Here is an 18,085-nt window from a genome sequence, read left to right on the forward strand (position 1 = left end):
GGTCGCTCCCAGGGTGAGGGCGCCACTATGCGCGGCGCCCGTGCCGGCCGCAACGCGGTCGCTCGCCCTCGGGGCGTAGAATCCGCACCATGAACGACCTGCACCATGCGGCCCGGCGCTGTCTGGAGGCCAGCGATCCGGCCGACAAGCTGCGTCTGACCCACGAAACCTGGCAGGCGCTGCAGGCGGGCGAGTTGCGCCCCGACCACGCGGCGCCGCCGCCCGTCCCGATGGGGCCGCCCGGCCGGCCAGCGCGGCCGCGCCTGGTGGAGGCGCGTCAGGTTCCACAGCGAGGGCTCGGCACGCCGGCAGGCCGAGCGGCGCTGGTGCACGCCATCGCGCACATCGAGTTCAACGCGATCAACCTGGCCTGGGATGCGGTGTACCGTTTCCGCGGCTTTCCCGAGGACTACTACCGCGACTGGGCCAGCTGCGCCCACGACGAGGCGCGCCATTTCGCCATGCTGCAGGATCGGCTGGCGGAACTGGGCCACGCCTACGGCGACTTCGACGCCCACAACGGCCTGTGGGAGATGGCCGAGAAGACCGCACACAGCGACCTCGCCCGCATGGCACTGGTGCCACGCGTGCTGGAGGCGCGCGGGCTGGACGTGACCCCGGGCATGATCGAGCGCCTGCGCGGCGTCGGTGACGTGCGCACCGTCGCCATCCTGGAGGTGATCCTGCGCGAGGAGGTCGCCCACGTGGCGGCCGGCACGCGCTGGTTCCGCTGGTGCTGCGAGCGCGACGGGCTGGAACCGCGCGCGACCTTCGTGGGCCTGCTGCGCGACTACATGGGCGGTGGCCTGCGCGGGCCGTTCAACCACCCGGCCAGGCAGGAGGCGGGGTTCGACCCGGAAGAGATGCGGCAGCTGGTGGCATTGGCCGGTTGAAGAGCACCCAAACGAAGAAGGCCACCGCTAGCGGTGGCCTTCTTCGTGTTCTTGGTCGGGGTGACATGATTCGAACATGCGACTTCTACGTCCCGAACGTAGCGCTCTACCAGGCTGAGCTACACCCCGTGGAGCCGCGTATCTTAGTGAGCCGCGGCAGGCTTGGCAACATCCCATCGACAAATTTTCCCGCAAGCGGGCCGGGCGCACGGCGGCCATCTGCTAACCTAGGCGGCTGCCGTCGCGCGGCTCCTCGCCGCCGCTACCGTATACCCCGCAAGCAGAGGATTCCATGGCGCTTACCCCGGCCCGCACCATGCCCGGCGTGCTAGAGCTGCTGCCGCTGGACCAGATCGCGTTCCAGCGCATGCTCGACACCATCCGCCGCAACTTCGAGCGCTTCGGTTTCCTGCCGGTGGAGACGCCGGTGATCGAGTACTCCGACGTGCTGCTGACCAAGACCGGCGGCGAAACCGAACGGCAGGTGTACTTCGTGCAATCCACCGGTGCGCTGGCCAAGGAGGGCACGCCTGAGCTGGCGCTGCGCTTCGACCTCACCGTGCCGCTGGCGCGCTACGTGGCCGAGCACGAGCACGACCTTTCGTTCCCGTTCCGCCGCTACCAGATGCAGCGCGTGTACCGCGGCGAGCGCGCACAGCGCGGGCGCTTCCGCGAGTTCTACCAGTGCGACATCGACGTGATCGGCAAGGACAGCCTGTCGATCCGCTACGACGCCGAACTGCCGGCGGTGATCTACAGCGTGTTCCGCGAGCTGGACATCGGCGCGTTCACCATCCAGCTCAACAACCGCAAGCTGATGCGCGGCTACTTCGAGAGCCTGGGCGTGACCGACCCGGGGCAGCAGATGCTGGTGCTGCGCGAGGTGGACAAGCTCGACAAGCGCGGCGCCGACTACGTGCGCGACACGCTGACCGGCGAGGGCTTCGGCCTGTCCGCCGAGGTGGTCGGCAAGATTCTGGATTTCGTGCAGGTGCGCTCGACCTCGCTGGCCGATGCCTTCGCCAGGCTCGACGCGCTGGGCAGCGGGCCCGAGGCGCTGGAGCAGGGCCGGGCGGAGCTGAAGGAGGTGCTCGGCCTGATCCGCGACTTCGGCGTGCCCGAATCGCACTTCGCGCTGAACCTTTCGATCGCGCGCGGCCTGGACTACTACACCGGCACCGTCTACGAGACCACGCTCAACGACCACCCGCAGATCGGTTCGATCTGCTCCGGTGGACGCTACGAGAACCTGGCCAGCCAGTACACCAAGTCCAAGCTGCCGGGCGTGGGCATCTCGATCGGCCTGACCCGACTGTTCTGGCAGCTGCGCGACGCCGGCCTGCTCGGCGCCGCGTGCAGCACCGTCGACGTGCTCGTGACGCAGATGGATCCGGTGCAGCTGCCAGCCTATCTGGCCATCGCCGGCGAGTTGCGCTCGGCCGGCATCGCCACCGAGGTGGTGCTGGAAAGCGGCAAGCTCGGCAGGCAGTTCAAGTACGCCGACCGCGCCGGCATCCGTTTCGTTCTCGTGCTGGGCGAAGAGGAGCAGGCCAAGGGCGTGGTGACCGTCAAGGACCTGCGTCGCGGCGACCAGTTCGAGGTGGCGCGCGGCGAGCTGGTCAAGGCGCTGCGGGTGGAACTGGAACAGGCGGCGGCGATGGGCTGACCGCCTGCGGGCGGACGGCGAGAGAATCCGGCAAGCGAGGCCAGCGTGAACAAGCAGAATCCCATCGTGCTCGACGGCAACAGCCTCACCCGCGCCCAGCTGGTCGCGGTGGCGCGCCACGGCGCCCAGGTGGCGCTGGACCCCCGGCAGCTCGGCCACGTGCAGCATGCCGCCGACTTCCTGGCCGAGAAGGTCAACTGCGGCGAGCCGACCTACGGCGTCACCACCGGCTTCGGCAGCAACGCGGACAAGCTGCTGGGCGGCCACCGCCTGCGCGACGAGCTGGTCGCCTGCGGCAACGATCCACGGAATCCCCAACGCGGCGGCGCCAGCCTGATGGAGGAGCTGCAGCACAACCTGATCGTCACCCACGCGGTCTGCGTGGGCAAACCGTTCGCGCCGGAAGTGGTGCGGGCGATGCTGGTGATCCGCATCAACACGCTGATGCGTGGCCACTCCGGCATCCGCGTGTCCACGCTCGAGGCGCTCACCGCGATGCTCAACCGCGGCGTGGTGCCGGTGGTGCCGGAAAAGGGTTCGGTGGGCGCCAGCGGCGACCTGGCGCCGCTCTCGCACCTGGCGATCGTGCTGCTGGGCGGCGGCGAGGCCTTCTTCGAAGGCGAGCGCCTGAGCGGTGCCGAGGCGCTCCGGCGCGCGGGCCTGGAGCCGATCCGGCTGTCCTTCAAGGAAGGCCTGGCGCTCAACAACGGCACCGCGCAGATGCTGGCCACCGCGGCGCTGGCGCTGGACGAGCTAGAATACCTGCTGGGCGTGGCCGACCTCGCCGCGGCGATGACGCTGGACGCCTTCGCCGGACGCAGCGGCGCGCTGCGGCCCGAGGTGCACGCGCTGCGCCCGCATCCGGGCCAGGTCGAGACCGCGGGCCACGTGCGCGAACTGCTGGCCGGCTCCTCGCTGCTGGACATCCCCTACCACCTGGTGCCGCGCTTCAAGCCGTGGACCGCCGAGTCCTGGGAGCGGCCCGAAGACCAGGCGCTGTCCTTCGACATCGGCTGGGACTGGGTGCCGGCCAACCAGCGCCACGGCCGCGAAGCGTTCTACCAGCGCTTTCTGCCGTTCAAAGGCGGCAAGAAGCACCAGCCGCAGGACGCCTACTGCCTGCGCTGCATGCCGCAGGTGCACGGCGCGGTGCGCGACGCCTGGGCGCAGGCCTGCCGCGTGATCGACATCGAGCTCAACGCGGTCACCGACAACCCGCTGATCTTCCCGGACGCGGAGACCGCACGGCACATCGAGGAACAGGTGATATCGGCCGGCCACTTCCACGGCATGCCGCTGGCGCTGGCGATGAGCTACGTGAAGGCGGCGATCCCGGTACTGGCCTCGATCTCCGAGCGCCGCCTCAACAAGCTGGTGGATCCGGCGACCAACGACGGCCTGCCGGCCTTCCTCACCGGCAACGAGGACGGCACCGACTCGGGCTTCATGATCGTGCAGTACACCGCCGCGGCGCTGGTCAACGACCTGGCCACCCGCGCGCATCCGGCCAGCGTGTACTCCATCCCGACCAGCGCGAATGCCGAGGACCACGTCTCGATGGGCGCCAACGAGGCGCGCCACGTGCTCGACATGATGGAGGACCTGGCCGACGTGCTGGCGCTGGAGCTCTATACCGCCGCACAGGCGCTGGACTACCGCCGCGAGATGCTCAACGCCGCGCGGCGGCTGGCCGCGCGCGGCGACTGGCAGGCGCTTGCGGCCAAGATCGGCAATGCGCCGCGCGAAGGCCATCCGCACCATGCGCAGTTCGAGCAGGAAGTGCGCCAGCTGATGGCCGCGCTGGCCGCGAGCGACGAATTCCACGCCGGCACCGCCGTGCAGGCCGCCCACGCGCTGCTGCGCGAGCACGTCGCCTTCATGCATCGCGACCGCGCGATGGACGGCGATGTCCGCACCGTCTGCGAGCTGCAGCGCCGGCGCGCCTTCGCCGCCGCCGCGCATCCGTGGCTGGCCGACGTGGTCGATTACCCCTGATTCCCGGAGTCCCCATGAGCCTCATCCAAGTGCCCGTCTCCTACGGCGAGCTGATCGACAAGATCACCATCCTGGAGATCAAGTCGCGCCAGATCAGCGACCCCGCCAAGCTCGCCAACGTGCGCACCGAGCTGGACCTGCTCAACGCCACCTGGTCGAACGATCCGGCCTCGCACACCGACATCGGCGACGAGCGCGCGCGCCTGCTCGCCGTCAACGAGGCGCTGTGGGACATCGAGGACCGCATCCGCCTGAAGGAGAAGGCACAGGCCTTCGACGCCGAGTTCGTCGAACTGGCCCGGTCGGTGTACTTCCGCAACGACGAGCGCGCGGCGGTCAAGCGCGAGATCAACCTCAAGCTCGGCTCGCAGCTGGTCGAGGAGAAGTCGTACCAGGACTATCGCGCGCCGGGCGCGTGAGCCGCGCGCACCAGATCCGCGGCCCCCGTCCTGCAGGGCGCGGCCGTCAGACTCCGGCGTTGCGCGCCTACGTCCAGGACGAACGGTTGCGTGCGGGGCAAACGGTTGCTTGTCGCCGTTCGTGCTGAGCGCAGGCACGGCGAAGTCGAAACGCTTCCTCAGGCTCCACGACCGTAAATCCCCCTCCCTCCGGGTGAGGGTGCGGGGAAAGGCGAGAAGCCGCGGCCATCCGGACCTTCACTCCAACCCTTCTCCGCGGCGAGAGGGCAGCCCCTCAGGCCAGGGTGTGCGACGAGGCGAAGGCCTCGAACCGCTCGATCACGTCGTCGACCGTGATCAGCTCCATCACCCCGGGGCGTTCGATCTTGGTGCCCCAGGGGATCTCGCTGGCCGGCTTGCCCAGGTAGCGCCGGGCCGCCTCGTCGTACCTGTCCACGCACCAGCTGCGGTCCGAGTAGGGGCCGGAGCGTGCCGGATTGCTGGCCGCGTGCAATCCGAGCACCTTGGCGCCGACCGCATTGGCCATGTGCATCGGACCGGAGTCGGGCGTGAGCAGCAGGTCCGCGTGTTCGAGCATCGCCAGCAGGCGCTTGAGCGTGTCCTTGCCGGTGAGGTCCAGCGGCTGGCGCTTGCATGCGGCGAGGACCGCGTCGGCCATGCTGCGCTCGCCGGGCGAGGGGCCGCCGACCAGCGCCACCCGCCAGCCACGCGCCGACGCGTGGTCGATCACCGCGGCGTAGCGTTCCGGTTGCCAGTTGCGCAGCGCATGGCTGGAGGTCGGGCTGACCAGCAGCGTCGGCATGTCGCCCGGCAACTGCGCTGCGGCCCAGGCGTGCGCCTCCTCGGGGATCGGAATGTCCCAGCGCACCTGCGTCTGCTTCAGGCCGAGCGGCTCGCAGAAGCTGCCGATGGCGTCCAGCACGTGCTCGCCGGTGCGCGCGGGAATGCGCTCGTCGACCACCAGGCCGTGCAGGTCCTTGGCGCGGGCGCGATCGTAGCCGACGCGCCGGCGTGCGCGGATGCCCAGGCTCAACAGGTTCGCGCGGAGCGCCACCTGCATCTGCAGCAATGCATCGAAACGCCGACCGCGCAGTGCGTTCCACACCGCGCGCATGCCGGCCCAGCCGGCCGCCTTGTCGAAGGTCACGAACTCCACGCCCGCGATGTCGCCGACCAGCTTGCGCTCGAGCTTGCCCACCACCCACGTCAGCGCGGTTTCCGGCCAGGCCCGCTGCAGGGTGCGCACCAGCGGCACCACGTGAGTCACGTCGCCGATCGCGGAGGTGCGCAGCAGGCACAGCGAGGCGGGGGCGGGCAGGGGGCTTGGGCTAGAATCGTTCGACATGAACCTCTCCTTCGGCCGCCCATGATGAAGCAGGAGCAGATCCGCGAGGAAGCGGGCGGTACCGTGCTGTCCCTCGCCTCGTTGCCGGCGACGGTGGATACGCGCTGGTTCGAGCCCGACTTCTGGCGCGCGCGCGGCGCCTTGCGAGCGCAGGCAGGCGGTCGCGGTGGCGTGGCGGTGGTCGATACGCCGGCGGGCACGGGGGTGCTGCGGCATTACCGTCGCGGCGGGCTGGTGGCCAGGTTCAACCGCGACCGCTACCTGTGGACCGGCGCCTCCCGGACGCGCAGCTTCGCCGAGTTCCGCCTGTTGGCGCACGCCGTGGCGCTCGGCTTGCCGGCCCCGCAGCCGCTGGCGGCGTGCTACCGGCGCCACGGCCTTTTCTACACGGCCGACCTGATCACCCGGCAGATCGCCGGGGCACAGACGCTGGCCCAATGCCTGGCCACGGGGCGGCTGGACGCCGACCTGGCACGCGAGACCGGCGCGCTGGTGGCGCGCTTCCACCGCGAGGGCATCCGGCATGCCGACCTCAACGCGCACAACGTGCTGGTGACGGCCGAGGCGCTGTACCTGATCGATTTCGACCGCGGCGAGCTGCGCGCGCCGGGCGAGGGCTGGCGACTGGCCAACCTGTCGCGCCTGCACCGGTCGCTGCGCAAGCTCGGCGGGGCCGAGCGCATTCCGGACTTCGAGGCGGCGATCTGGCAGCCGCTGCTCTACGGCTACGAACGGACGATGGGCGCATGAGCTGGTCGCTGCATTTCCTCGGTGTCGGCGCCGCGCACGCGGCGGAGCTCGGTTCGTCGGCCGCCGTACTGGAGCGGGACGGCGAGCCGTTGCTGCTGATCGATTGCGGGCCCGACACGCTCGACCGCTATCGCGCCGCCTACGGCGGGCTGCCGCGCGCGATCTACATCACCCACACCCATCTGGACCACGTCGGCGGCATGGAGCGGCTGTTCACGCGGCTGTGGTTCGACGAGGCGCTGCGCGGCACGGTGCGGGTGTTCGTGCATACGACGCTGGTGCCCTGGCTGCACACGCGGGTCGCCGACTATCCAGGGGTGCTGGCCGAGGGCGGGGTCAACTATTGGGAGGCGTTCCGGCTGGTGCCGTGCACGCGTGGGTTCTGGCTGAACGGCTGGTGGTTCGACGTGTTTCCGACCCGCCATCATCGCCCGGAAACTTCCTACGGGATCGCCTTGGCCGGCAGCTTCGCGTTCACCGGCGACACGCGACCCGTTCCCGAAGTGCTGGCGCGCTACGCGGCAACGGACGAGCGCGTGTTCCACGACTGCACGCTGGTCGGCAACCCGTCCCACAGCGGTATCGAAGACATCGAGCGCGAGTACGCGCCCGAGCAGCGTCGGCGCATGGTGCTGTATCACTACGGCAGCGTCGATGACGGCGCAAAGCTCGCCCAGCGAGGCTACGTGATCGCACGATCCGGGGAACGCGTGCCGTTGCCGCCGCCCGCGCCGCCACACCCACACGCCGGGTAGCCCCCGCAGGGACGCCTCCCGCGCGGCTGGCCGTGCCATCGAGCCGGGCGGCCGATTGCACGGCGCACGCCTACGCGACGCGTCCGCTGTTGTGTCCCGGCATGGCTGAGGCTATGCTTCCGCTTCTTTGCCGGCCCGGAGCGGCCTGGCAGGGAAGACCCGGAGAGGTGTCCGAGTGGTTGAAGGAGCACGCCTGGAAAGTGTGTATACGGCTTATCCCCGTATCGCGGGTTCGAATCCCGCCCTCTCCGCCAGTTGAAAGAAGCGTGCCTGGCCCGCAGGTCAGGCAGCTCGAGCAAGTCCATGGTGGCCCCGTCGGTCCCCCCGCGACGATAGTCCGCAAACCCCGCCAGGTCCGGAAGGAAGCAACGGTAGTGGATGATTCGGGTGCCGGGGTGCGGCTGGCGGGGCCGCCGCCATCTGGGACCCGCGATCCGGCATCGGCGCCCGACGCGTTCGCTTCTTCTCCCCGCCGGTGCGAAGCACGGATGAGGAGCCAAGCCCGCGACGGTCCGGCCCCTTTACTGACTTGCCGGCGTCGACTTGGCACAATCGGCCCTCGCCCCTAAGTAGTGCTGACCGAGGGGCTCACGGCCCACGCCCGCACACAGGCTCCAACGCATGTCCTATCAGGTCCTCGCCCGCAAGTGGCGCCCGCGCAAGTTCGTCGAGCTTGTCGGGCAGGAACACGTGGTGCGCGCGCTGACCAACGCGCTCGACACCGGGCGCATGCACCACGCCTACCTGTTCACCGGCACCCGCGGCGTGGGCAAGACCACCATCGCGCGCATCTTCGCCAAGTCGCTCAACTGCGAGCGTGGCGAGTCGGCCGACCCCTGCGGCGAGTGCGCGGTCTGCACGGCGGTGGACGCCGGCCGCTTCGTGGACCTGCTGGAGATCGATGCGGCCAGCAACACCGGCGTGGACGACGTGCGCGAGGTGATCGAGAACGCGCAGTACGCGCCGGCGCGCGGCCGCTTCAAGGTGTACCTGGTGGACGAGGTGCACATGCTCTCCAAGCCGGCCTTCAACGCGCTGCTGAAGACGCTGGAGGAGCCGCCGCCGCACGTGAAGTTCCTGCTCGCGACCACCGACCCGCAGAAGCTGCCGGTGACCGTGCTCTCGCGCTGCCTGAAGTTCAACCTCAAGCGCCTGCTGCCCGAGCAGATCGCCGGGCAGATGCGGCACATCCTGGATGCCGAGCAGATCGCCTACGAGGACGCGGCCATCGCCGAACTGGCCCGGGGCGCCGACGGTTCGCTGCGCGACGGTCTGTCGCTGCTGGATCAGGCGATCGCCTACGGCGGCGGCGTGCTGAAGGCCGACGAGGTACGCGCCATGCTCGGCAGCGTGGCGCGCGGCCAGGTGCTGGGCGTGCTCGACGCGCTGGCCGACGGCGACGGCGCGCGGCTGATGGCCGAGTGCGACCGGATCGCCTCGTTCTCGCCCGACTTCGGCGGCGTGCTCGACGACCTGGCCGCGACCCTGCACCGGGTCCAGCTGATCCAGCTGGTGCCCGGCTACCGCGGCGAGGACGACGGCGACGAGGAGGCGCTGGCTGCGCTGGCCGGACGGCTGCAGCCGGAGGACGTGCAGCTGTACTACCAGATCGCCACCAGCGGCCGCCGCGACCTTGCGCTGGCACCGGATGCGCGCACCGGCTTCGAGATGGCGCTGCTGCGCATGCTGGCGTTCCGCCCGGCCGACGCCGGCGAGGCACCGGCGGAGCGCGTGGCGCGTCCCGTCGCGCCGCCGCGTGCCGCGCCGGCGGCAGTCCAGCAGCCATCGGCACCGACCTCGCCGGCGCCCGCGGCCCCCTCCCGCCCGGCACCCACGACACCGCCCGCGCGCGCGTCCGTGCCGAGCGACGCGCGCGGCCTGCCGCACTGGGAATCGCTGATCGAACAGGCCAACCTGCGCGGCCCGCTGGGCCAGCTCGCGCAGAACGCGGCCTTGCGCGAACGCGACGGTCACACCCTGGTGCTGGCCCTGCAGCCGGCCCACATGCACCTGGCCGTGGAGCCGATGGTCAGCCAGATGGAGGAACGCATCGGCCAGGCGCTGGGCGAGCGCATCAAGCTGCGTTTCGTCAGCGACAGCCAGAGTGCGGCGCAGACGCCGGCCGCGCGGGCCGCATCGGCGCGCGAGAGCGCGCAGGGCGCCGCCGAGCAGGCGATCGAGGAGGACCCGCTGGTGCAGTCCCTCAAGCGCGAATTCGGCGCCCGCGTGGTGCCGCAGTCGGTCAAACCCATCGAACAGTAATCGGAGCAATGCCATGAGAGGCCAGATCGGTCAGCTGATGCAGCAGGCCCAGCGCATGCAGGAAGACATGAAGCGCGCGCAGGAGGAGATCGCCAGGATGGAGGTCACCGGCAGCGCCGGCGGCGGCCTGGTGACGGTGCTGATGACCGGCGCGCACGAGGTGCGCCGCGTGCAGATCGACCGCAAGCTGTTCGCCGACGACCCGGAGATGGCCGAGGACCTCGTCGCCGCCGCGGTCAACGACGCGGTAAACAAGGTCGCGGAGGCGAGCAAGAACAAGCTGGGCGGTCTTACCGCCGGCCTCAACCTGCCGCCCGGCTTCAAGATGCCGTTCTGAAGGAAGGGCGCGGGATGCGCAGCGAGGGCGTGTCGTTGCGAGCCTTCCCTCCGCCGCGTTCGCGCCCTCGCTGTCCGCCATCGCTCGTCCTCCCGATCAAGGCCCCATGACCGGTTCCCCCCTGCTCGCCGACCTCATCGAAGCCCTGCGCTGCCTGCCCGGCGTGGGCGGCAAGAGCGCGCAGCGGATGGCGTTCCACCTGCTCGAACGCGAGCGGACGCGGGGCCTCAAGCTGGCGGGCGTTCTGCGCGAGGCGATGGAGCGCATCGGCAACTGCACGCGTTGCCGCAACTTCAGCGAGGAGCCGGTGTGTTCGCTCTGCGCCAGTCCGGGCCGCGACCGCCACGTGCTGTGCGTAGTGGAGTCGCCCACCGACCTGGCGGCCATCGAGCAGGCCACCGGCTACCGCGGGCAGTACTTCGTGCTGCTGGGGCGGCTGTCGCCGCTGGACGGGCTGGGACCCGAGGAACTGGGGCTGGCGCAACTCAGCGAACGCCTGGCCGAGGGCGAGATCGAGGAGCTGATCATCGCCACCAACCCGACGGTGGAGGGCGAGGCCACCGCCCATTACCTGGCGCAGCTCGCCCACGCCGGGGGCGTACGGCCCACCCGCCTGGCGCACGGCGTGCCGCTGGGTGGCGAGCTCGAGTACGTCGACCGCGGCACCCTGGCGCACGCCTTCGGCAGCCGCCAGGCGCTGGAGTGATCATGGCAGAGCCGCGGCTCGCGCTGGAGCCGTCCACGCCCGCCTAAACCTGAGCTTTGCGGTGGCCGCCGGCCTCGGCGCCACGCACGAGGCCACCGCCGTGACCGGCCTGCCCGCGAGCGGGTGGCCGTCTGCGATCACGAGGAAGCAGGCGTTCCTGCAGGTGGTGGACCGCGGCACGGCCCGACCGCCAGCGGCGCGGACCAGGCCGGGCATCATGGCTGCGTGACGAACAGGCACGCAGGCGGGCGTCCGGCATCGTGATGACCCTGCTGGCCGACGGCGGGCGCACCGGCTCCAGGAACGGCCGGGTTTCCGGCTGAGCGCGCCGCGCGGGTATGCTGCTGCGCTGTGAAACGCGGCAGGAGTCAGGCATGGGCGACACCATCTTCGGCAAGATCATCCGGCGCGAGGTCCCCGCCGACATCGTGTACGAGAACGACGAGGTCCTGGGCTTCCGCGACCTCAATCCGCAGGCGCCGGTGCACGTGCTGTTCGTGCCCAAGAAGGCCCTGCCCACGCTCGACGAGGCCGGGCCCGAGGATGCGGAACTGCTCGGCAAGGTGTTGCTGGCCGCGGCCGACTACGCGCGGCAGCAAGGCCTGGCGGAGCAGGGCTACCGCACCGTGATCAACTGCAACGAGCACGGCGGGCAGACCGTATTCCACCTGCACGTGCACCTGCTGGCCGGACGCCGGATGAGCTGGCCGCCGGGCTGAGCAGACACGGCAGGGCGCGTTTCGGGCGGTGGAAACGGAAACGCCGGCGCGGGGCCGGCGTTCCATGGCGATTACCTGTGGGTCGGCTTGGGTGCCGGTGCGGGCGCGGGGGCCGGCCGCACGATGATCACCCGCGGGCGGTCCCAGAACGGGTCGCCCCAGGGGCCCCAGTACGGACCCCAGCCCGGGCCCCAGAAGGGGTCGTAGAAGCCGGGCGGGTAGCGCACGGTGACCGGACGCTTGGGCCACAGGTAGACCACGTCGGCCTCCACGCGCGGGTACGCGTAGTCGTAGTCGCCCACCTTCTTGGTCACGGTGCCATGCAGGGTGCCGGTGACGGTCAGTTCGCGGCCGCGGGTGAACACTTCAGGATCGTAGAAGCCGTCGTGGCAGGCCACGAAGCGGCCCTCGGTCTCGCCGCTGGTGCCGGTCTCGGGCCGCGCCTGCTTGTCCAGCGGGCGCGAGAGCACGTAGAAGCAGGTCTGCTGCGGACCGGGTTCGGTGCTGATGATCTCGCCGCCCCAGCGTACCTTCGCACCGCCGGCGCCACCCTGCTGGGCGCCGGCCGTGCTGACGTTGGAGTAGTTGCCCTGCAGCGGCTGGGGCACGGTCGCGCAGGCGCTCAGCAGACCGATGGCGGCGGCCAGGGTCAGAGGGCGGTAAGGAAAGGACATGGCGGTTCTCCCGGAAGGACAGCGGCCGCACAAGCGGTCGCGGATGCTCATTTGACCACGCGGCGCGGCCGGAATTCCCGTACCGCCCGCTGGAACCGGCGCGACAGTTCAGGCGCCGGTTCGTCGTGTGCGTAGCGTAAATCGAGATAGCGGTCCATCAGTCGCTCCAGTTCCGCGCGTTGCGCGGGCAGAGCCCGGGCGGCGCGGCGCAGGTAATGTTGCGGCCCCTCGCCGCGACGGCGCGTGACGCCGCAGCGGGCGAGCTTGGCCTCCAGCCGGCGCATCGCCTGGCGCAGCGGGTCGGGCCGCTCGCGGTGCCACAGCGCCCAGCCCACCCCCAGCGCCACGCACAGGCCCATGCCCACCGCCAGCAGCAGGCCCAGCATCGCCGTGCCGGTTTCCTGGATGCCGAACGAGGTCAGCAGGCCGCGCTGGCGCAGCGTGTCGAAACCGATAACGCCCTGGTTCCACCAATGGTTGACCACGTCCCAGCGGTTGCCCAGGGCCTCGATCCAGCCGCGCTGCGTCCAGTCGAGCTGGTCGCCGGCCGCCGCGGTCGCGCCCAGGCTGACGCGCTCCGGGCGCACCGCCGCGGTGGGGTCCACCCGGACCCAGCCGCGCCCCTCCAGCCAGACCTCGCTCCAGGCGTGCGCATCGGACTGGCGCACCAGCAGGTAGCGGCCCATGCCGTTCCAGAAGCCGCCCTGGTAGCCGGTCACCACGCGGGCGGGAATGCCGGCGGCACGCATGAGCACGGTGAAGGCGGACGCGTAGTGCTCGCAGAAGCCTTCGCGGGTGCCGAACAGGAAATCGTCGACGTTGTCGCGGCCCAGCGGTGCGGGCGCCAGCGTGTAGCGGAAGCCGTCGTTGTGAAACAGCGCCAGCGCGGTGCGCACGATGGCGCCGGCGTCGCTCCCGTAGTGCTGGCGCCACGCGCGGCCCTGCGCTACGGCCCGCGGGTTGAAGCCGGCCGGAAGCTGCAGCCAACGGCGGGGTTGCGCATCCGCCTGCGGCTCGAGCCGGTAACGGACCGCCGAATCGAGCGTGTAGTCGAGCAGGTTGTCCACCGGCTTGGCCGCCAGGATCACGTGGTCGCGTCCCATCTGGGCGCCTGCCGGCGCCGCGAGGGGGACGTCCAGCGCGGGCAGGACGTGCCGGTGGGTCGGTTCGAGGGTGACGTGGTAGCGCAGCGCCGCCGCCGGCTCGATCGGGACGGGCGGCTGGCCGGCCGTCTGCGCCGCGTGCCAGGTGAAGCCGTCGAAGTACGACATCACGTAGGCGCGGAAGTAGCGCAGCTGGCGGTCCGGCGGCGCGCCGTCGAAGCTGACCCGCATCGCCGGGCGGTCGTCGGTGAGCAGCTCGGTGAAACGGCCGGGCGACATGGTGTCGCTCAGGCCGGTGCGTGCCTCCGCCTGGTTCGGTGCGCCCCACAGTGGCGAACTCAGCCGCGGTACCAGCACGAAGGCGAGCAGCGCCAGCGGTACCGCGGTGGCGAGCAGCTTCAGCCCGGGAAGCAGGGTCTGCGGCAGGCGGGTGGGGAACTGGGCCGGCTCCAGCGCGCGCAGCGTGGCGAGCGCCGGCAGCAGCCCCAGCGCCACCACGAAGGTGGCGACCAGGCCCTGGTCGAACAGCAGCGCGGCCATCAGGCCGAAGCAGCCGAAGCTGATGCCGACCCGAGCGTCGCGCGCCGTCTCGCTCTCCAGCAGCTTGAGCACCAGCAGTCCTACCGCCAGCGCCGAGCCCGGCTCGCGACCGAAGAGGGTGCCGTAGCGCAGGATGACGGTGGCCGCCAGCAGGCCGATCAGCGGCAGCTTGAGCAGCAGCGGCGCGCGCCTGCCGTCGCGCCGCCGCTGCCACCAGCGCGCCAGCAGCACCAGCGCCAGCAGGAGGGTGAGCCACCACGGCAGGTGCGGCGCGTGCACGCCGAGCACGCAGGCCATGGTGAGGCAGAGCAGGTCGAACGCCCGCGCATCCAGCCGCGTCTCGCCGCCCGCTTGCCGCAGGCCGTTCATGGCAGTGTCGCCAGTGCGCTCATGCAGCGCGCGTAGTGCGCCGGGCCGCTGCCGACCTCGATCGGCTGGCCCGGCAGCCACAGGCTGTGGCGGCGGCCCTGGGCGTGCGCCTCGCCCAGCCAGCGGGCCAGGCGGGCGATGCGGGCCTCGTTGTCCATGCCCTCCAGCTCGCGCCAGTCCAGCCGCCACTCGGGGCGCGACTCCGGCTGCTCGAAATCCTTGCTCAGCAGGTGACCCAGCCGCGCACTGGCCTTCCAGGCGATGTGCTTGCGCGGATCGCCGCTGCGGTAATCGCGCAAGGCGGCCAGGTCCTCGCCGTGGTGCAGGCGCGGGCGCAGGCCTTCGTCGGCCGGCAGGCGCGGCGGCGGGCCGCCGCTCTCCGGTCGTGGCCAGACCAGCACGGACTGCTCCGGATGCAGCCAGCTCCACGCGCGGAACAGCCCCAGCGGCCACGTCGTCCACACGCGCAGCCGCGGCAAGGGCTGCCAGCCCCGCTTGCGGGTGGCCAGCGGCAGGGTGACGTCGGTCTTGCCGGAAGCATCGACGGCGAACGCCTCGGTGTGCTGGCCCAGGTCCACGCGGATCGCGCTGCGTGCGCGCGCCGCCTCGAACTCCAGGGTGAGCGCGAGTGGCTCGCCGGCGATCGCCTGGCCGGCGCGCACACCGGTGAGCGCCAGCCCGTCCAGCGCACGGAAGGCGATCAGCATGCTGGCCGAACCGGCGGCGCCCAGCATGCAGGTGAGCAGCAGCGCGGCGTTGTTGGAATAGTTGAGCGCGCCCACCAGCATCACCAGCAGCAGCACCGTGAAGCCGATGCCGAAGCCGGTCGGCACGATGTAGATGCGCCGGCGGTGCAGGCGGATCGGCAGCGGTTCCGCGCGGCGGAACCGGGTCAGCGCGGGCAGCCGGCGCTCGGCCAGTTGCTGCAGGCGGCGCAGCGCGTCACGCATCAATCGACCGCGGTGTCCGCCAGCAGGGCGCGAGCGAGCGCATCGCCGCTGGCGCCGCGCGAAGGCACCAGCCGGTGCGCCGCCAACGGCACGAACAGGGCCTGGATGTCCTCCGGCAGCACGTGGCCGCGGCCGCTCAGCAAGGCCCAGGCACGCGCGGCGCCGAGCAGGGCGAGGCCCGCGCGGGGCGACAGGCCCACGCGGATGTCGGCATGGCGCCGGCTCGCCATCAGCAGCGCCTGCAGGTAGTCGAGCAGCGCGGCGCTGGCGGTGATGCCCTGCGCCTGCCGATGCAGCGCCTCGAGGCTGGGCGCGTCCAGCTGCGGGGTCAGCTGGGCCAGCAGGTCGCGGCGGTCGCTGCCGGAGAGCAACGCACGCTCCGCAGCGGCGTCGGGGTAGTCCAGCGACACGCGCAGCATGAAGCGGTCCAGTTGCGAGTCCGGCAGCGGGAAGGTGCCGTGCAGGTCGAGCGGATTCTGCGTGGCGACCACGAAGAACGGCTGCGCCAGCGTGTGGGTCTGGCCATCCACGGTCACCTGGCCCTCGGCCATCGCCTCCAGCAGCGCGCTCTGCGTCTTGGGCGTGGCGCGGTTGATCTCGTCGGCCAGCAGCAGGCCGGTGAAGATCGGTCCGGGATGGAAGCGGAACTGGCCCGTCTCGCGCTCGAACACGCTGACCCCGATAATGTCCGAAGGCAGCAGGTCGCTGGTGAACTGCACGCGCTGGAAGTCCAGCGCGAAGGTCGCGGCCAGCGCGTGCGCCAGCGTGGTCTTGCCCACGCCGGGTACGTCCTCCAGCAGCAGGTGGCCGCCGGCGACGAGACAGGTGAAGGCCAGCTTCACCTGGCGTGGCTTGCCGAGCAGCACGCGGTTGACCTGGGCCATCGCCGCTTCCAGGCGCGGGTGGAGGCTTTCTTCGGACAGGGGAGTGGTGGCGGACATGGGTTCCTGGCAGTCGGCACGGGCGGAACGCGGGGAGGGCGGTTCGAGTGTAGCGGCCGGGCTCGCGCGCTGGCGAGGCGCGTTCCTCATCGCTTTCATCGCGCTGCTGGTGCTCAAGGGCATCATCGCCGCCACGCTGTCGCCGTTCGGCGACGAAGCCTTCTACTGGCTGGAAAGCCGTCATCCGGCCTGGGGCTACAGCGACCTGCCGCCGCTCACCGCCTGGCTGATCCGCTTCGGCGAAGCCGTCGCCGGGCACGGCCTGCTCGGCATGCGCTGGCCGTTCCTGTTGCTGGGGAGTCTGCTGCCGTGGGTGGTCGTGGCCTTCGCGCGGCGCGCCTTCGACGCGCGCGCCGGCTGGCAGGCCGGCCTGCTGTGCCTGGCCCTGCCACTGGCCGGCAGCTTCGGGGTGATGGCGATGCCCGACGTGCCGCTGACCCTCGCCATTGCGGTCGCACTGTACGCGCTGCTTCGCGCGATGGAGCAGGACCGCCGGCGCGACTGGCTGCTGCTGGGCGCGGCGCTGGCGGTGGCATGGCTGACCCATTACCGCGCGGCGATGGCGATGCTGGCCGGCCTGCTGCTGCTCGCCTTCGCCCCGCGCGGCCGCGTGCAGTGGCGGCGGCCCGGCCTGTGGCTGGCGCTGGCGGTCGCCGCCCTGGGACTGGTGCCGCTGGCCATCTCGAACTGGCGCCAGCACGGCGCCGGGCTCGCCTTCCAGCTGGTCGAACGCAACCCGTGGCGCTTCCACGCGGACGCGCTGGTGCAGCCGCTGGAACAGGCGCTGGCATGCACGCCGTTGTTGTACGTCGCGCTGCTGTGGGCGCTATGGCGAAGCTGGCGCCGCCGCGGCGAAGGCGCGCCGTGGGACCTGCTGGCGTGGAGCGCGCTGGGCTTCCTGATGCCGTACTTCGTGCTCGGGCTGTTCGCCGATGACGAGCGCTTCCGTGCGCACTGGCCGCTGCCGGGCTACCTGCCCCTGCTGGCGGCGCTGCCGGTGCTGTGCCGGCAGGCCGGTCGCGGCTGGCGCGTCGCCACGCTGGCGGGCGGCGCGCTGGGTGGCGCCGGCACGCTGCTGGGCCTGGCGTATCTCGCGCTGGCGGCGAGCGGGTCCGGGGTCGGCGTGCTGGCGTCGAGCAAGGCGTTCCCGGCGAACTTCGTCGGCTGGCGCGAAAGCGCGACGCAGGCGCAAGCGCTGCTCGCGCGCGAGGACGCGGTGCTGGTCGCGGACAACTTCATGCTGGCCGCCGAACTGGCCTTCCAGCTCGACGGCCGCCGGCCGGTGTATGCCCTGGACAGCACGCTCAACGTCAAGCACGGTCGTGCGCCGCAATTGGCGCTGTGGCGGCTGGACGAGGCCGGCCTGCATGCCTCGCACGCCGGCGCGCCCATGCTGCTGGTGGTGAGCGAGGTGATGCGCGAGCGCGAGAAGCTCGCATGGCTGGGAGCGATCTGCGGACGCATCGAGGCGCCGCGGCTGGTGGCCCGGCAGACCCTGTTCGAGGGTCGCAAGCGGTTCGCCTATTACCGCGGCCGTGTGCCTGCCGTACCGCAGCCGCCGCCGGCCGATCCCGCGCAGTGCCTGTTCTGGCGCAACGCGCAGGCGGCGGCCGCCGCCTCGCCATAGGAGCGCGCATCGCTCACGATGCCCTGTCACCGGG

The 18,085-nt window shown here is 71.3% G+C and carries 16 protein-coding genes, 2 tRNA genes and 1 other RNA gene; 13 read left to right on the top strand and 6 right to left on the bottom strand.

Annotation, left to right across the window (positions count from 1 at the left end):
• Nucleotides 1-89 precede the first annotated feature (89 nt).
• Entirely contained in the window at nucleotides 90-893 is an 804-nt protein-coding gene (locus tag WAT24_RS09310; RefSeq protein ID WP_336807579.1) for a ferritin-like domain-containing protein, read from the top strand.
• 52 nt (nucleotides 894-945) lie between these two features.
• Here WAT24_RS09310 and WAT24_RS09315 read toward each other — a convergent pair.
• Nucleotides 946-1,022 (bottom strand) — tRNA-Pro (locus WAT24_RS09315).
• Nucleotides 1,023-1,185: 163 nt separating this feature from the next.
• Here WAT24_RS09315 and hisS point away from each other — a divergent pair.
• The 3 genes from hisS to WAT24_RS09330 are packed head-to-tail and all read left to right on the top strand — an operon-like array spanning nucleotide 1,186 to nucleotide 4,973.
• Nucleotides 1,186-2,559, top strand: a complete 1,374-nt coding sequence (gene hisS / locus WAT24_RS09320; protein ID WP_336807580.1) for a histidine--tRNA ligase — start codon at nucleotides 1,186-1,188, stop codon at nucleotides 2,557-2,559.
• Between the two features lie 45 nt (nucleotides 2,560-2,604).
• The gene (locus tag WAT24_RS09325; protein WP_336807581.1) at nucleotides 2,605-4,554 is read left to right on the top strand and encodes an HAL/PAL/TAL family ammonia-lyase; all 1,950 of its coding nucleotides are present in this window, start codon (nucleotides 2,605-2,607) and stop codon (nucleotides 4,552-4,554) included.
• Nucleotides 4,555-4,568: 14 nt separating this feature from the next.
• On the top strand, nucleotides 4,569-4,973 hold the full coding sequence (locus tag WAT24_RS09330) for a DUF6165 family protein (protein WP_336807582.1): 405 nt from the start codon (nucleotides 4,569-4,571) through the stop codon (nucleotides 4,971-4,973).
• A gap of 274 nt (nucleotides 4,974-5,247) precedes the next feature.
• On the opposite strand, the gene WAT24_RS09335 is transcribed toward WAT24_RS09330, so the two are convergent.
• Nucleotides 5,248-6,318 carry a glycosyltransferase family 9 protein gene (locus tag WAT24_RS09335; RefSeq protein WP_425605288.1) on the bottom strand — a complete coding sequence of 357 codons (1,071 nt, stop codon included), beginning with the start codon at nucleotides 6,316-6,318 and terminating at the stop codon, nucleotides 5,248-5,250.
• 21 nt (nucleotides 6,319-6,339) lie between these two features.
• Here WAT24_RS09335 and WAT24_RS09340 point away from each other — a divergent pair, with 21 nt between their 5' ends.
• From WAT24_RS09340 to WAT24_RS09375, 8 genes are all read left to right on the top strand, one after another.
• A complete protein-coding gene (locus tag WAT24_RS09340) occupies nucleotides 6,340-7,068 on the top strand; it encodes a 3-deoxy-D-manno-octulosonic acid kinase (protein WP_336807583.1) in 729 nt (242 codons plus the stop codon).
• Nucleotides 7,065-7,823, top strand: a complete 759-nt coding sequence (locus WAT24_RS09345) for an MBL fold metallo-hydrolase (protein WP_336807584.1) — start codon at nucleotides 7,065-7,067, stop codon at nucleotides 7,821-7,823. The genes WAT24_RS09340 and WAT24_RS09345 overlap by 4 nt, the downstream gene beginning before the upstream one ends.
• Nucleotides 7,824-7,984: 161 nt before the next feature.
• Nucleotides 7,985-8,077, top strand: a tRNA-Ser gene (locus WAT24_RS09350).
• Nucleotides 8,078-8,136: 59 nt separating this feature from the next.
• An RNA gene (gene ffs / locus WAT24_RS09355) (signal recognition particle sRNA small type) lies at nucleotides 8,137-8,233 on the top strand.
• 211 nt (nucleotides 8,234-8,444) lie between these two features.
• A complete protein-coding gene (gene dnaX / locus WAT24_RS09360) occupies nucleotides 8,445-10,085 on the top strand; it encodes a DNA polymerase III subunit gamma/tau (protein WP_336807585.1) in 1,641 nt (546 codons plus the stop codon).
• Between the two features lie 13 nt (nucleotides 10,086-10,098).
• Entirely contained in the window at nucleotides 10,099-10,422 is a 324-nt protein-coding gene (locus WAT24_RS09365; protein WP_336807586.1) for a YbaB/EbfC family nucleoid-associated protein, read from the top strand.
• A gap of 106 nt (nucleotides 10,423-10,528) precedes the next feature.
• Complete coding sequence (gene recR / locus WAT24_RS09370; RefSeq protein WP_336807587.1) at nucleotides 10,529-11,128, top strand: recombination mediator RecR; 600 nt, start codon at nucleotides 10,529-10,531, stop codon at nucleotides 11,126-11,128.
• 374 nt (nucleotides 11,129-11,502) lie between these two features.
• Nucleotides 11,503-11,847, top strand: coding sequence for a histidine triad nucleotide-binding protein (locus WAT24_RS09375; RefSeq protein WP_336807588.1), 345 nt, complete (start codon nucleotides 11,503-11,505; stop codon nucleotides 11,845-11,847).
• Nucleotides 11,848-11,918: 71 nt separating this feature from the next.
• Here WAT24_RS09375 and WAT24_RS09380 read toward each other — a convergent pair whose 3' ends face one another.
• Genes WAT24_RS09380 through WAT24_RS09395 form a run of 4 tightly spaced genes read right to left on the bottom strand, consistent with a single transcriptional unit; the run spans nucleotide 11,919 to nucleotide 16,424 of the window.
• Nucleotides 11,919-12,521 carry a Slp family lipoprotein gene (locus WAT24_RS09380; RefSeq protein WP_336807589.1) on the bottom strand — a complete coding sequence of 201 codons (603 nt, stop codon included), beginning with the start codon at nucleotides 12,519-12,521 and terminating at the stop codon, nucleotides 11,919-11,921.
• A 47-nt stretch (nucleotides 12,522-12,568) separates the two neighbouring features.
• A complete protein-coding gene (locus WAT24_RS09385) occupies nucleotides 12,569-14,533 on the bottom strand; it encodes a transglutaminase TgpA family protein (protein ID WP_336807590.1) in 1,965 nt (654 codons plus the stop codon).
• Nucleotides 14,530-15,483, bottom strand: coding sequence for a DUF58 domain-containing protein (locus tag WAT24_RS09390; protein WP_336807591.1), 954 nt, complete (start codon nucleotides 15,481-15,483; stop codon nucleotides 14,530-14,532). Before WAT24_RS09390 ends, WAT24_RS09385 begins: the two co-directional genes overlap by 4 nt.
• Nucleotides 15,483-16,424 carry an AAA family ATPase gene (locus tag WAT24_RS09395; RefSeq protein ID WP_336807592.1) on the bottom strand — a complete coding sequence of 314 codons (942 nt, stop codon included), beginning with the start codon at nucleotides 16,422-16,424 and terminating at the stop codon, nucleotides 15,483-15,485. Before WAT24_RS09395 ends, WAT24_RS09390 begins: the two co-directional genes overlap by 1 nt.
• Between WAT24_RS09395 and WAT24_RS09400 the strand changes: the two genes are divergently transcribed.
• A complete protein-coding gene (locus tag WAT24_RS09400; RefSeq protein WP_336807593.1) occupies nucleotides 16,423-18,051 on the top strand; it encodes a glycosyltransferase family 39 protein in 1,629 nt (542 codons plus the stop codon). The two genes, WAT24_RS09395 and WAT24_RS09400, sit on opposite strands and share 2 nt — an antisense overlap.
• Nucleotides 18,052-18,085 lie beyond the last annotated feature (34 nt).

The sequence above is a fragment of the Fulvimonas yonginensis genome, from assembly GCF_037137055.1.
Taxonomy (GTDB): Bacteria; Pseudomonadota; Gammaproteobacteria; order Xanthomonadales; family Rhodanobacteraceae; genus Frateuria_A; species Frateuria_A yonginensis.

Coding starts and splice junctions, on each gene's coding strand:
- hisS (WP_336807580.1), top strand. CDS start 1,186: ATGGCGCTTACCCCGGCCCGCACCATGCCCGGCGTGCTAGAGCTGCTG.
- WAT24_RS09375 (WP_336807588.1), top strand. CDS start 11,503: ATGGGCGACACCATCTTCGGCAAGATCATCCGGCGCGAGGTCCCCGCC.
- WAT24_RS09395 (WP_336807592.1), bottom strand. CDS start 16,424: ATGTCCGCCACCACTCCCCTGTCCGAAGAAAGCCTCCACCCGCGCCTG.
- WAT24_RS09330 (WP_336807582.1), top strand. CDS start 4,569: ATGAGCCTCATCCAAGTGCCCGTCTCCTACGGCGAGCTGATCGACAAG.
- recR (WP_336807587.1), top strand. CDS start 10,529: ATGACCGGTTCCCCCCTGCTCGCCGACCTCATCGAAGCCCTGCGCTGC.
- dnaX (WP_336807585.1), top strand. CDS start 8,445: ATGTCCTATCAGGTCCTCGCCCGCAAGTGGCGCCCGCGCAAGTTCGTC.
- WAT24_RS09400 (WP_336807593.1), top strand. CDS start 16,423: ATGGGTTCCTGGCAGTCGGCACGGGCGGAACGCGGGGAGGGCGGTTCG.
- WAT24_RS09380 (WP_336807589.1), bottom strand. CDS start 12,521: ATGTCCTTTCCTTACCGCCCTCTGACCCTGGCCGCCGCCATCGGTCTG.
- WAT24_RS09310 (WP_336807579.1), top strand. CDS start 90: ATGAACGACCTGCACCATGCGGCCCGGCGCTGTCTGGAGGCCAGCGAT.
- WAT24_RS09340 (WP_336807583.1), top strand. CDS start 6,340: ATGATGAAGCAGGAGCAGATCCGCGAGGAAGCGGGCGGTACCGTGCTG.
- WAT24_RS09345 (WP_336807584.1), top strand. CDS start 7,065: ATGAGCTGGTCGCTGCATTTCCTCGGTGTCGGCGCCGCGCACGCGGCG.
- WAT24_RS09365 (WP_336807586.1), top strand. CDS start 10,099: ATGAGAGGCCAGATCGGTCAGCTGATGCAGCAGGCCCAGCGCATGCAG.
- WAT24_RS09335 (WP_425605288.1), bottom strand. CDS start 6,318: ATGTCGAACGATTCTAGCCCAAGCCCCCTGCCCGCCCCCGCCTCGCTG.
- WAT24_RS09390 (WP_336807591.1), bottom strand. CDS start 15,483: ATGCGTGACGCGCTGCGCCGCCTGCAGCAACTGGCCGAGCGCCGGCTG.
- WAT24_RS09385 (WP_336807590.1), bottom strand. CDS start 14,533: ATGAACGGCCTGCGGCAAGCGGGCGGCGAGACGCGGCTGGATGCGCGG.